Source organism: Hymenobacter negativus (genome assembly GCF_016056375.1).
GTDB lineage: Bacteria > Bacteroidota > Bacteroidia > Cytophagales > Hymenobacteraceae > Hymenobacter > Hymenobacter negativus_A.
This window is the reverse complement of record NZ_JAEDAE010000001.1, coordinates 26,407-38,051: the sequence shown is the minus strand read 5'-3', so window position 1 is coordinate 38,051 and position 11,645 is coordinate 26,407. Positions and strand designations below refer to the sequence as shown.

13 protein-coding genes are annotated in these 11,645 nt (G+C 62.6%); 6 read left to right on the top strand and 7 right to left on the bottom strand.

The genetic code is table 11. The annotated features are described in order from the left end of the window. Positions 1-10 precede the first annotated feature (10 nt). Genes I7X13_RS00190 through I7X13_RS00180 form a run of 3 tightly spaced genes read right to left on the bottom strand, consistent with a single transcriptional unit; the run spans position 11 to position 2,817 of the window. Positions 11-1,315: a PP2C family protein-serine/threonine phosphatase gene (locus I7X13_RS00190; protein WP_211532112.1), complete on the bottom strand. Its 1,305-nt coding sequence runs from the start codon at positions 1,313-1,315 to the stop codon at positions 11-13. 48 nt (positions 1,316-1,363) lie between these two features. Beyond that, on the bottom strand, positions 1,364-2,557 hold the full coding sequence (locus I7X13_RS00185) for an ABC transporter permease (RefSeq protein WP_317191508.1): 1,194 nt from the start codon (positions 2,555-2,557) through the stop codon (positions 1,364-1,366). Between the two features lie 2 nt (positions 2,558-2,559). Next, positions 2,560-2,817 (bottom strand): hypothetical protein, encoded by a 258-nt coding sequence (locus I7X13_RS00180; RefSeq protein WP_198070155.1) that lies wholly within the window; start codon positions 2,815-2,817, stop codon positions 2,560-2,562. A 220-nt stretch (positions 2,818-3,037) separates the two neighbouring features. Here I7X13_RS00180 and I7X13_RS00175 point away from each other — a divergent pair, with 220 nt between their 5' ends. Then, a complete protein-coding gene (locus I7X13_RS00175) occupies positions 3,038-3,433 on the top strand; it encodes a hypothetical protein (RefSeq protein ID WP_198073904.1) in 396 nt (131 codons plus the stop codon). A 74-nt stretch (positions 3,434-3,507) separates the two neighbouring features. Here I7X13_RS00175 and I7X13_RS00170 read toward each other — a convergent pair whose 3' ends face one another. Both I7X13_RS00170 and I7X13_RS00165 read right to left on the bottom strand, forming a co-directional pair. After that, positions 3,508-4,683, bottom strand: a complete 1,176-nt coding sequence (locus I7X13_RS00170; protein ID WP_213018997.1) for a glycosyltransferase — start codon at positions 4,681-4,683, stop codon at positions 3,508-3,510. Then, positions 4,680-5,639, bottom strand: coding sequence for a lysylphosphatidylglycerol synthase domain-containing protein (locus I7X13_RS00165; RefSeq protein ID WP_198073902.1), 960 nt, complete (start codon positions 5,637-5,639; stop codon positions 4,680-4,682). The genes I7X13_RS00170 and I7X13_RS00165 overlap by 4 nt, the downstream gene beginning before the upstream one ends. A 1-nt stretch (position 5,640) precedes the next feature. Between I7X13_RS00165 and I7X13_RS21695 the strand changes: the two genes are divergently transcribed. Together I7X13_RS21695 and ruvC are read left to right on the top strand one after the other, a co-directional pair. Continuing rightward, positions 5,641-5,775, top strand: a complete 135-nt coding sequence (locus tag I7X13_RS21695; RefSeq protein ID WP_262894992.1) for a hypothetical protein — start codon at positions 5,641-5,643, stop codon at positions 5,773-5,775. An 11-nt stretch (positions 5,776-5,786) separates the two neighbouring features. Next, positions 5,787-6,425, top strand: coding sequence for a crossover junction endodeoxyribonuclease RuvC (gene ruvC, locus I7X13_RS00160; RefSeq protein WP_198073901.1), 639 nt, complete (start codon positions 5,787-5,789; stop codon positions 6,423-6,425). Between the two features lie 131 nt (positions 6,426-6,556). On the opposite strand, the gene I7X13_RS00155 is transcribed toward ruvC, so the two are convergent. Both I7X13_RS00155 and I7X13_RS00150 read right to left on the bottom strand, forming a co-directional pair. Further along, on the bottom strand, positions 6,557-7,003 hold the full coding sequence (locus tag I7X13_RS00155; protein WP_198073900.1) for a DUF6896 domain-containing protein: 447 nt from the start codon (positions 7,001-7,003) through the stop codon (positions 6,557-6,559). Positions 7,004-7,077: 74 nt separating this feature from the next. Continuing rightward, positions 7,078-7,881 (bottom strand): PhzF family phenazine biosynthesis protein, encoded by an 804-nt coding sequence (locus I7X13_RS00150; RefSeq protein ID WP_198073899.1) that lies wholly within the window; start codon positions 7,879-7,881, stop codon positions 7,078-7,080. A 180-nt stretch (positions 7,882-8,061) separates the two neighbouring features. On the opposite strand from I7X13_RS00150, the gene I7X13_RS00145 reads away from it, so the two are divergent. The 3 genes from I7X13_RS00145 to I7X13_RS00135 all read left to right on the top strand — a co-directional run bounded on the left by I7X13_RS00145 (position 8,062) and on the right by I7X13_RS00135 (position 11,587). Then, on the top strand, positions 8,062-8,634 hold the full coding sequence (locus tag I7X13_RS00145; RefSeq protein ID WP_198070146.1) for an RNA polymerase sigma factor: 573 nt from the start codon (positions 8,062-8,064) through the stop codon (positions 8,632-8,634). Next, positions 8,631-10,490 carry a hypothetical protein gene (locus tag I7X13_RS00140; RefSeq protein ID WP_198073898.1) on the top strand — a complete coding sequence of 620 codons (1,860 nt, stop codon included), beginning with the start codon at positions 8,631-8,633 and terminating at the stop codon, positions 10,488-10,490. Before I7X13_RS00145 ends, I7X13_RS00140 begins: the two co-directional genes overlap by 4 nt. A gap of 92 nt (positions 10,491-10,582) precedes the next feature. Continuing rightward, on the top strand, positions 10,583-11,587 hold the full coding sequence (locus I7X13_RS00135; protein ID WP_198073897.1) for a hypothetical protein: 1,005 nt from the start codon (positions 10,583-10,585) through the stop codon (positions 11,585-11,587). The last annotated feature ends 58 nt before the right edge of the window (positions 11,588-11,645 follow it).

Sequence of the window (11,645 nt, the reverse complement as noted above, 5' to 3'; positions counted from 1 at the left end):
CCATGGTGTACTACTTAAACCGACAGCTGAGAATCGTCACGTCATCGGCAAACTGCGCGTTGTGGGCGCTGTAGGCGTTGATGCTGCGCAACAGTTCCTGATGCAATTTGGGCAGCGGCAGGTAGCGGCTGCGGTGCAGCACGGCCAGCACGCCTTCTTCACCAAACTCATTGTTTTCGGCGTCGAATACTTCGGTGAGGCCGTCGGTGTAGAGCAGCAGCAGCGAATGGCTGGGGATTTCAATTTCGCCCACCCGCAGCAGCGGCAGTTCTTCCATGATGCCCAGCATCACGGTACCGTCTTTGAGCGTGGTCACGGTGCCGTTATCGGCCAGCAGCAGCGGGTCGTTGTGGCCGGCATTCACGTATTGCAGGCGGCGCGTGCGGCGGTCGTAGATGCCCAGAAAGGCGGTGATGAACTTCTCCCCACCCGAGTTGCGAAATAGCAGGTGGTTGAGTTCGGGCACGATGGTGGCCAGTGGCACGCCCTGGCGCAGCAGCGTGCGCAGGCCGGCCTGGAAGTTCGACATGAGCAGAGAGGCCGGCACGCCTTTGCCGCTCACGTCGGCCACGCACAACAGCAGGCGGTCGGCGTCAATTTCGACTACATCGTAATAGTCGCCTCCGATTTCGGTATGCGGCACGTAGCTGCGCTCGATGGCCAGGTCGGCATCATTGGGCAGCTTACGTGGGAAGAGCATGGCCTGCACCTCCTGAGCAATTTCGATTTCCTTGCGCACGGCAGCATCGGCCACGCGCTGGGCCTGCAGGCGGCGGTTTTCCACGGCCCCCATCAGCGTGTTGGCCAGCGAGGTAAGGAAGGGAATGAGCTGCTGGCGGTCGAAATCGGTGCGCAGGCCACCCACAAAAACATAGGCCACCACCTGGCGCTGCCGCAGAATGGGCAGCACCAGCTCGTACCGGTCCCAGGCCGGCCCCAGCAGCAGGTCTTCCACCGAGTGCGGCTCTTTTATTTCCCCATCAATCAGCGCGGGCGAAAGCACCAGCTTTTCGGCCGTGGCCAGGTCGCAGCCCAGCGCGAGGCGGGCCCTAAAATGATTGTCCTCATGAGCAAACAATACCAGCTGCACCACGTTGCGCTGGCCCTGCAGGGTAAGGCGCAGCATGTGGTAGAGCTCGTCTACGGAGTGGTCGCGGGCCGTCATGTCATGGGCCACGCCCAGCACCGTATCCAGCTCGAACTGTTTGAGCTGCAGCTGGCGACGCATCTGCTTAAGCTGCTCATCGCGCGCAGCAAGCTCGGCGGCAGCATTTGCCAGTGGTTCAGTGGGAGAATTGGGAGCGACAGCAGGCATGCAGCAAGGTAAGCAATACGCCGGAAATGCGGGCGCGGGACCACAAACTTACACCGCCACGGGCGTTTTGGGGTCGTAAGCGTCGCGCAGACCATTGCCAAGCAGGTTGAAGCTGAGCACGAGCAGCGAAATGGCTGTGCCGGGGAGCAGTGTGAGCCACAGGCCCGCCTCGGTACCCAGCAAATCGTAGCCTTCCTTCACCATCAGGCCCCAGCTGGGCGCGGGCGGCTGCACCCCGAGGCCCAGAAAACTCAGGCCCGCTTCGAGCAGAATAGCCGAAGCAAAATTGCTGGTGGCCAGCACGATAAGTGGCCCGCGCATGTTGGGCAACAGGTGCCGCGCAATGAGCCGCGGTGTGGGCAGCCCCAGCACCCGCCCGGCCTCCACGAAGGTGGCCGAACGCAGGCTGAGCATCTGCCCGCGCACCACGCGCGCCACATCGACCCACATGGTAAGGCCCACGGCTACGAAGCTGACCCACACGCCCTTGCTGTCCAGCGCCAGCGAAATGGCAATAACCAGCATGATGCCGGGAATGCTCCACACCACGGTCATCAGGCCCAGCAGCACAGAATCGACCCAGCCGCCGAAGTAGCCGGCCACCGCGCCCACGGCCATGCCCAGCACCACCGAAATCAGCACGGCTACCAGCCCGATGCCCAGCGAGATGCGTGTGCCCAGCAGCAGCCGGCTCAGCTCGTCGCGGCCGGCTTTGTCGGTGCCCAGGGCATATGTGCGGGTTACGAGGTGGCTGGCTTCGATTTCGCGCTGCAATTCGGCGGCCGGGCCGAGGTGGCCCGTCACAGCCGCCAGCGCCAGCCGCCGGGGCCGGCCCGCCTCGGCTGAGTGCTGGCCCAAGGGCTTGAGGATGATGGAATCGCCGGAAAACTGATAGCCGCCGATGGGCGTTTCCTGCGCTTCGGGCTCGCGGCCGCGCAGCCAGGTGCTGAAGATATTGGCCGGGGCCAGGCCGGTGCGGGCCGAATCGGGCAGGGGCTGGCGCAGCAGCAGTACGCGCAAGCCGGGGCCTTCTTTCTGAACCTGGACGAAGCCGTGGTTGGCGTTGGGCGAGTTGTCGGGCAGCACCCAGTAGCCCAGCAGCGCCACCAGCGTACACAGGGCAATAAAGGCCAGCCCGGCCACGGCGGGGCGGTTTTGCCACAGGCGCTGGCGCACGTAGTAGCCGGGCGGCCGGGCGGCCGCCGCAGTGGTGGGGGCTGCCGATACTGCCGTCGTCGCCACCGTTAGCGGGTGTTGTGTTGCAGCAGGCCTTCCTTTGAGGCCAGGTAAGAGGCATCGCGGGCAATGGCACCAAAGGACGTGGTTTCGTAGGCCAACTCGGTGTCGGGGTCGGGCCAGTAGCTGCGGATGAGGCCCTGCTCCAGCAAGGTGCGGAGCTGGTCTTCAAGCTCGGCGGCGGGCAGGCCGGTTTTCTGAAGCAGCGTGCGGAACGGGGTGACGAAGTACAGTTCGTCGAGCAGGTCGAATTCGGGGTCAGTCACGAGGAAGAAACGGCGGGCTGGGATTTGAGCAAATGTAAGCCCGGCGGCGAGAGGCTTACAGCTATTCATTGAGAAAATCTGCTACTCATTCCTTTTATTGCATCTGGAATTTTCACTAAAACTGTTATATTGGATTCGTTTACGCAAATGCAGTACAGGCATCGAAAAAAGCAGTAAAACCTATTCTTTTCACCTTTTTTCACCTTCAAAAAACAAGTACATGACAAAAGCCGATATATTGTTTGACGAACTAAGGTCGTTAAAAACCCAACATCATAATACTCTTAAACAGCTTGAACTAAAGTTGCAAGAAATAGCCATAGAAATATCTCCTTTAAAAATTGGAGATAAGGTAAAAGTGGTTAGAGGGGAGAAGACTATTGAAGGTGAAGTGACCGTAATTACCTATTTCTACAGCAACATAGCTGATGGTTTATTCAATAGTATTGACTCAAAACCAACTTGGTGCGTGCAAGGGCAAAGAATAAATTCTACAACGGGCATTCCAGGAAAGTGGGGATTTGATGCTAATCCTGTCTATTACGATTACGAACAAACTACCAGAACTTTTACATTAAAAGATGATATATTATCGGCATTACTAGGCAATGATTAATTTTTGTGTATTGTAAATCTTATAGCCATACCTAATCGTGCTAACAGGTCGTGGATTTTGTTTCTCCTAAACCATTACCGCACCGCCCGCCCCTTCCACTCGTAGCCACCGCGCCAACCGGCCGCTCCCACCGCCAGCGCATACGGCGCATACAGCAGTTGCAGCGGCAGCAGCCCCCACAGCCACTTCCGCCGCCCCAAAAATCGCAGCACCGGACCCAGCAGCCACGCATCGCCGCCCAACTTGAGCAGCCACGCCGCCGCCACCCAGGGCCAGAGGCCGGGCCGCCACAGCAGCGCCAGGGCGCCGGCGGCCAGGGCCACATTGGCGCCCAGCACTAACAGCGCCAGATTGCGCGAAGCCGCGCTTTGGTAGTGCCGCCACTTGCTGGCCCAGCGCACCCGCTGCCGCAGCAGCGCCCGCAACGAGGATGGCGCAGCCGTGCGGGCAATGGCCGCCGCATCGGTCAGGAAATGCGCCGTGCCGGGAAAGGCCGCGTGGATTTTATGGAGCAGAAACTCGTCGTCGCCGCTGGCGAGGTGCGCGTTATCCGCAAATCCGCCCACGGCCTCGAAGGCGGCGCGGCGGTAGGCCAGGTTGGCGCCGTTGCACATGGTGGGCTGCCGACGGGCCAGGCAAGCCGCGCCCACGCCCACCAGGCCGGCAAATTCCAGCCCCATGAGGGTCATAAACCAATTATCAGGCCCCGTGAGCAGCACCGGGCCGCTGATGAAGTTGGCCTGTGGCTGCCGGTGTAGCATGGTCGCGTAGGCCGCCAGCCAGCCGGGACCGAGGCGGCAGTCAGCATCGGTGCACACCAGCCAGGGGGCGCGGGCCGCGTGCAGGGCCGTGAGCAGGGCCGCTTTCTTGCCGGTCTGGGCGGCGGGCAGCTTGATGAGGCACAGCGCGAAAGCGTTTTCCTGAGCAGCGGCCGTTACTAGAGCGGCGGTGGCATCGGTGGAATGGTCGTCGGCAATGAGGACTTCAAAGCAGGTGGCCGGCAGGGTTTGGGCGGCGAGGTCGCGCAGGAGTTGCGGGAGGTTGTCGGCCTCGTTGCGGGCGGCGATGAGGACGGAGAATAGCGGAATTGATTCCGCATCGGGAATGAGACCCGGGAAATCATTCTTCCCTGATTTCTCACGTTCCACGCTGAATGCCTCATTCCTAACCCAGCCGCCGCGCAGCCACGCCATCAGCGCCGCATAAAGCGCGGGCAGCACCAGCAGGCTAATTCCTACCGCCGCCATCATTTCCCGGCGCGCTTCTCGCGCAGCACCCGCAGGCCGGGCACCAGCAGCAGGCCCGCCGCGCTGGGCAGGGCAATATTGATGACCCACAAGCTCAAACTGGCCGAGAGCACCGGCAGCGCCGGCTGCCCCAGCAGCCCAAACAGGTGCGTGGCCGACAGCTCCCGCACCCCCACATCGGCCAGCGCGTTGAGCGAAGGCACCAGCGACTTCAAAAAGAACGTGCCCGCCACGGCGGCCAGCCCCGGCCCCAGCGGCCCGCCCACGCCATACGCCGCCAGCAGCAGCATAAACTGCGCGCAAAACACCGCATAGCGCAGCCCCGAAATGGCCAGTACCGCGTGCAGCGCCGTGGCCGGATACGTGGGCATAATGGCCAGCGCCGGCCGAAACCGCCGCAACGGCCGCCACACGCCCAGCGCCGCCAGCAGCAGCCGCGACCGGTACAGCGGCACCAGCACCAGCCCGCTCAGCAGCACCGCCGAGGCCGCCACGCCCAGCCCGGCGGCCGGGTAGCCCTTCAGGTAAAATTTCAGCAGGAAGTACAGCAGGCCCGCCACGCCCGCCAGCACCGTAGCCACCAGCTGGCAGTAGCGCCCCAGAAACACCGCCCCCAGCGCACTCACGCGGCGGCTTTTGAGCTCGATAATGCGGCCCGCGTAATCGCCCACGCGGTTGGGGGTGGCGAAGCCCAGCGTGAGGCCCACCAGCACCGCCCGGAAGCTGCGCCCGAACGTAACGGGCTCCAGGTGCCGGGCCAGGCGGTACCACTTCCAAGCCTCCAGGCCCCAGTTGGCGGGCACCAGGGCCAGGGCCAGCAGGACAGGACCGCGCCCCGCTCCGCTGAGCGTGGTACTGAGCAAATGCCGCCAAGCCGCCGCCGTATCGGGCGCGGCGAAAATGGAATTATACAGCAGCCCCAGCGTGAGCAGTGTGACCCCGATTTTGCCCCAGAACACGATGCGTTTCCACTGTCGGGCGCGGCGGTTTTCGGGCTCGTCCGGACCTTTGCCCCGGCCCGGGCGCGACGCGGCGGCAGCAGCTGCCGCCGAAGAATCGGCCGGGGCGGGCGCTTCGCCCTGCCCGGGGGCGTAACTTTGTAAGAGATGCCCGCTCCCCTTCGCCCCCGCCCCGCTCCCGCCCCGGATTTGCTGCCCAAAATCATCATGGGCGTCGACCCTGGCACCCAGATTATGGGCTACGCCCTGATTGAGGTGCGCGGCCAGCGCGTGGACGTGCTGTGCTACGACGTTATCAATATGAAGTCCCTGGGCTCGAATCACGCCGTAAAGCTAAAGCGGATTTTCGACCGCATGCTGGAGCTCATCGACGAGTACCTGCCCGACGAGCTGGCCATCGAGGCCCCGTTTTTCGGCGTCAACGTGCAGAGCATGCTCAAGCTGGGCCGGGCGCAGGGCGTTGCCATCGCGGCCGCCCTCTCCCGCCAGATTCCCTACGTGGAGTACGCCCCCACCAAGGTGAAGCAGTCCGTCACCGGCTCAGGCTCGGCCACCAAGGAGCAGGTGGCCCACATGCTGCGCCAGACCCTCAAGCTGCCGCCCATTGCCGAAGCCAGCACCTTTCTGGATGCCACCGACGCCCTGGCCGTGGCCCTGTGCCACCACTACATGAAAGGCAACAACGTAACCGCCAGCGGCGGCAAAAGCTGGGGCAAGTTTCTGGCCGAGAACCCGGAGCGTCTGGGGGCTAGTACGGGCAAGAAGAAGGCGCCGGCGAAATCGTAGGCGAAGTGAATCAAAGTTATTTACCCGCTTTAAGTCTAAAAGCATCAGCTGGAATAGACTTGTTTTAGAAACACAAACCCTAAGTTTACATACCCCGGATTTCAAATCTGCATTACAGCGCTGTTATCCATTCAGTCTATCAAATTTTCTAACTCTTCTAATTTATTGTAATCCTGAAGATAGAAGTACACATTTTCCTTTTGTACTAATTCTCCCTCTTGATTCAACTTTTCAATGGTATTCAGAATCTGTATATGGCAAAAACCAAAATCACTATAGCCTTCTAGCTTCATGCTTTGCAAATAGTATGCTGCAAACCATGCATCAATACCAAATATTGTATTGGCCACGTCACCTCTAAAATCAAAATCAATAACCCTTCCACGCCATTTTACCCAACAACCCATTCCATGGAAATCGTATTTTAAGTTAGCCCCCGCAATTTCCCCGTTTTTATATAAGGTTTGTTGCCAAGTCTCAATGGGGTTTCTTCTAAACCCTTCTTCTTTCATAATATTTACTACTGATACAATATCAGACACATACTGTCTTAATATTTTTTCTAAATCCATAGTCATCGTTTCTAATTTGAGAAGTGTAATACGTATTGTTTTTGTTTCTGCGGTATTGGAGCAATTTGCGTAATGAATTATTAGCTGTCCAATCCCACCAGCAACTCCCCCGCCGAATACGTCACGGCGTAACCGCTGATATCCACCCTATCGCCGCGCAGGCGGCACCAGAGGTCGCCGCTGCGGGGGGAAATCTGGCGGGCGCGCAGCTCGGTTTTGCTCAGCTTTTCGGCCCAGAAGGGAATGAGGATGCTGTGGGCCGAGCCGGTGACGGGGTCTTCGGGCACGCCCACGCGGGGCGCAAAAAACCGCGACACGAAATCGATGCCATCCGAGCCGGGCGCGGTGGCGATGACGCCCACGTACTCCAGAGCCGCGATGCGGGCGAAATCCGGCTTTAGGGCGTGCACTTCGGCTTCGGAGCTGAACACGGCCAGCAGGTCGCGGGCGGCCAGCACCCGCAGCGGCGTGGCCCCGAGGGCATCGGTGAGGCCGGTGGGGTGGACGGGTAATTCCTGCGGCGGGCGCGAGGGGAAATCGAGGGTGAGGCGGCCGTCGGCTTCGCGGGTTACGCGCAGAGGGCCGCTCTGGCTGTGGAAGGTGACTTGCGGGCCCGCAAAGCCGAGGTGCGTGAACAGGACGTGGGCCGATGCCAGCGTGGCGTGGCCGCAGAGGTCGATTTCGACGGCCGGCGTGAACCAGCGCAGGTCGAACTCGGCCGGGGCGCCGGGGCGGGGTACGAAGAAGGCGGTTTCGGCTAAGTGGTTTTCGGCCGCGATTTGCTGCATGAGGGCGGCGGGCAGCGGGGCTTCGAGCGGGCACACGCCGGCGGGGTTGCCGGCGAAGGGCGTTTGGGCAAAGGCATCGACGTGGAAGTAGCGCATGGCGGGTTCTGGCGGATATGGCGGTGAGCGCGGAATTCTTTTGGCAAGAATACGGCGTGGGGCGCGATGGCGAATTATTTTTAAAATCTTTTGCGGGCCACGCAACCCCGGCCGGCACTGGCCGGTCAGGGGGATATAAGGCGGCAGGTACCGCTGGCCTTCACTCCTACTTTCCACTGCATGCCGCCACCCATTACCCTGGTTGATGAGGCGCTGCTGGCTGCGTGCCGGCGGGGCGAATCGGCGGCGCAGTACCAACTCTATCAGAAACTTTCCTATGCCCTGATGGGCGTGTGCCTGCGCTACTGCCCCAACCGGGCTGAAGCCGAAGACGCCCTGCAAAACACCTTCGTCAAAATCTTCACCCGTCTCGACCAGTTCCGGGGGCAGGGGCCGTTCGAGGCCTGGGCGCGGCGCATTGCCGTCACCACCTCGCTGCACGCCCTGGAGCAGCACCGCCTGCGCCACCCCGGCCCCGCCGGAGACGCATTGGATGAGCTGGCCGGCGACCTGCCCACCGCCGAGCCCTCGGCCCTGGACCACCTGGCCGCCGACGACTTGCTGGCCCTGCTGGCCACCCTGCCGCCCGGCTACCGCACGGTGCTTAACCTCTACGCCGTGGAGGGCTACTCGCACCAGGAAATCGGCGAGCTGCTAGGCATCGCCGAAGGCACATCCAAATCGCAGCTGGCGCGGGCCCGCCGGCTGCTCGAAACCCGCCTGGCGGCCCACCATCACCCCCAATTGCCATGACCGACCGCAAACCCGACGACTTGTACGATGCCCTGCGCGACCGCCTGGCCGACTACGGCCAGGAGCCGCCGGCGCAGCTGTGGGCCGGTATTCGGTCGCAGCTGCCGCCGCCCGTGGCCGCGCCGCAGCTCCGAAAGCGCCGACGGCGGGTGCCGGCAGCGTGGCTGTTGTTGATGACGCTGTCGGTGGTGGCCCTGGCCGCAAGCTGGCATTGGTGGGGCGCCAAACAGTCGACTATTACTGCTTCGAGAACCCGCCAGAATGCTTCCTATAATTCATCAGACAACGCCGCCCGGACTAGTGGCGTCAGCTCACAGAACGCCACTGCTACCAGCCGCACAAACCCGCAGAGGCTGGCGCTGAATACGCTGCCAGTTTCGCCGGCTACCACGCCACGGCCAACTGCCGATGCGGCCGCCGGACCGACTGCGGGTCAGGTGATTTCGCCGGTAGTTTCGCCTGGCTCGATTGCGACAAAAGGCCCCCAAAAGACACCAGCGGCGGTGGCTACCTCAGTTCCGGCTGGCGCAGCGGTTTCTGCCGCAGCGAAAGCCGCAGTTGCTGCTTCAGCAGCTCGGGGGGCTTCCGTGGGCACTACCGGCCAGCCGGTTCGCAGCGTAGCAGCGTCGTCCGCTGTTAAAGAGCTGGCAGCAAATAGTGCCCGCTGGAATCATTCTTCGCCACAAGCCGCTCGCGGGCAAGCGCGAGCACCGCGCAAGCAGGCGGGTTCGGTGGCAAGTGTCACACACCATTTGCCCGAAACTACTAACCCGGCAGTGGCTCAATCCGGCGCATTGCGGACGGGCCGCAATGCTTCAATGGCAACAATCACCAAGTCCTCGCAAGGGCGGGCTGCCTCGAAAAAGCGGCTAACTCAGCATAAGGACCAGTCAGCTGCCGCGCTGGCGGCCGCAGCTACCCCTTCTTCAGAGCAGCCGCAGTCCTACACATCACCCATTGCCGACCAGCCCACTCGGCAACTCGCCCCGGCAACCGCCGCAATCAGCCGTGCCCGCCCGATGGAAGTCCGTAGCCAACGCGCAGCTCAGGACTTGCTATCTGCCCGGTTGGTCGCTGTGCAGTTCGGCGCGGGGCTAGGGCTACCTGCCCCGCAGCCGGTGGCCGTGGTGCCCAGTCCCCTACCGTTGCCCCTCGCGTCGCGCTGGGCGGTGCAGGTGGTGGCCGGCCCAGCCATCACTTACCGCAACCTGAACACGGCAGCTAATCTAGCCGCATCTGTAACATCTCCGCCAACAATAGTTTATATTCCAAATAATAACACCGCCACACCGGTGGCCACGCTGGAACGGCCGGCGCTGGGCAGCGCGGTGCAGGTAGCCGTGCGGCGCACCCTGGGCGGGCACTGGAGCCTGAGCGCGGGCCTGGGCTACGCCGAATATGCCAGCGCCCTGGCCCTGCAGCAGGTGTATAGCACCACCAGCGCGGTCGCCAATAGCCCAACCCCTGATTCCACCGGCATTCATCGGCGCGACACCTACCGGTTTGTGACGGTGCCGGTGCGGGTAGGTTACGGCTGGACGCTCTCGGGGCGCTGGCGCGTGGGCCTGCTGGCCGGGGCCGAAGCCGCCGTGTACGTGGGCGGCAGCAGCACCGAAGGCAGCGCCTGCGCCTGCCAGAGCCAGACCTGGGGCTTTTCGGGCAGCCCCTACCGACGCTACAGCCTGGGGGCCAGCATGGGGGCCGAGGCCCGCTACCGCCTCTCCGAGCGCTGGGAGCTGCTGGCTCAGCCCACGGCCACTTACCTGTTCACGCCTCTGGCTAATTACACGCCTTACTACCAACGCCATTTATTTGGCGGCGCGGCGCTGCTGGGGGTATCATTCAATCTGCCCTAATGTCTCGGCGCAGGGCTTCCGGCTGGCTGGCCAGCAGCCGAAAGCCCCGCGACCAGTGGGAACTTTCCAACCACATTTCCTTCCTGATTTCTATGAAACATTTTGTGTGTTTATGCCTGGGCGCGGCCCTGCTGGCCGCTTGCCACAAAGACGACGACGTAGTGGAGTGCGCCCCGGCAGTGGCGCCGGCCACCTTCGCCGATTTGCGGGCCACCGCGCCAGCCGTTCAAACATTCACCTTCGACCTGAACAAGGCGCAGACCTTCTCGACTAGGGCCGGAGCCACGCTGGCCTTCGGGGCCAATGTCTTCATCCTACCCAACCGCCAGCTGGCCACGGGCCAGGCCCAGCTGCGGGTGCGCGAGATATACTCGGTGCCCGACATGGTGCTGGCCAACCTGCCCACCACGGCAGCCTCATCGCGCCAAGTGTTAATTTCCGGCGGTGAATTTGACATTCAGGTCTGGCAGGGCAGCACGCGACTGCGGCTATACCCGGGGTGGTCGGCCAACGGGGCGGGGCGGCAGGTGCTCAAGCTCACCTCGCCCGTGCCCCCGGCCGGCCTCGATACCACGCCCATGCTGCTCTGGCAGCAACCCGCAGCGGCCCCCAGCGTGGCCGGCACCATCTCTGATTCGTCGGCCTGGCAGCTGCGAGCCGATTCGACCGGTCGGGCCATCCAGGTCACCACCACTACCGGGCCGGCCACTACTGCCAGTTACTACAACACCTCTCTCCCGCTCGATTCGCTCAGCCTCTGGAACCTCGACCAGTTCTGGCACGCTTACTCGGCCAACAGTTCCGGGCCCATCGGGGTCACGGTGCCCTTCACCAGCACTACTACCGGTACGCGCGTGTATTTCCGCCCGGTGGGCTACAACGGGCTGGCCCGCGGCTATGCTTCCAGTGCCGCGCCCACTACCTGGAGCAGCTACCTGCCCTACGGGGCCGACGTCATCGCCATTGTGCTGCAGGAGCGCGAAGGCCTGCTCTACTACGGCACCCAGCGCCTGACCACGGCCGCCGGCACTACGGTCACGCCCACGCTGGAAGCCCTCAGCGCTGCCGAAATCATTCGGCGCATCCGCCAATTATAAACGCTTTTTTTCCTTCCTTTTCCACAAAAAAAGGTCAGTCCGAAGCTTCGGACTGGCC

What these genes read in the sequence shown, in the direction of transcription:
- I7X13_RS00190 (WP_211532112.1), bottom strand. Translation starts at nt 1,315, where the DNA reads ATGCCTGCTGTCGCTCCCAATTCTCCCACTGAACCACTGGCAAATGCT.
- I7X13_RS00175 (WP_198073904.1), top strand. Translation starts at nt 3,038, where the DNA reads ATGACAAAAGCCGATATATTGTTTGACGAACTAAGGTCGTTAAAAACC.
- I7X13_RS00170 (WP_213018997.1), bottom strand. Translation starts at nt 4,683, where the DNA reads ATGATGGCGGCGGTAGGAATTAGCCTGCTGGTGCTGCCCGCGCTTTAT.
- I7X13_RS21695 (WP_262894992.1), top strand. Translation starts at nt 5,641, where the DNA reads ATGCGTTTCCACTGTCGGGCGCGGCGGTTTTCGGGCTCGTCCGGACCT.
- ruvC (WP_198073901.1), top strand. Translation starts at nt 5,787, where the DNA reads ATGCCCGCTCCCCTTCGCCCCCGCCCCGCTCCCGCCCCGGATTTGCTG.
- I7X13_RS00155 (WP_198073900.1), bottom strand. Translation starts at nt 7,003, where the DNA reads ATGACTATGGATTTAGAAAAAATATTAAGACAGTATGTGTCTGATATT.
- I7X13_RS00150 (WP_198073899.1), bottom strand. Translation starts at nt 7,881, where the DNA reads ATGCGCTACTTCCACGTCGATGCCTTTGCCCAAACGCCCTTCGCCGGC.
- I7X13_RS00145 (WP_198070146.1), top strand. Translation starts at nt 8,062, where the DNA reads ATGCCGCCACCCATTACCCTGGTTGATGAGGCGCTGCTGGCTGCGTGC.
- I7X13_RS00140 (WP_198073898.1), top strand. Translation starts at nt 8,631, where the DNA reads ATGACCGACCGCAAACCCGACGACTTGTACGATGCCCTGCGCGACCGC.
- I7X13_RS00135 (WP_198073897.1), top strand. Translation starts at nt 10,583, where the DNA reads ATGAAACATTTTGTGTGTTTATGCCTGGGCGCGGCCCTGCTGGCCGCT.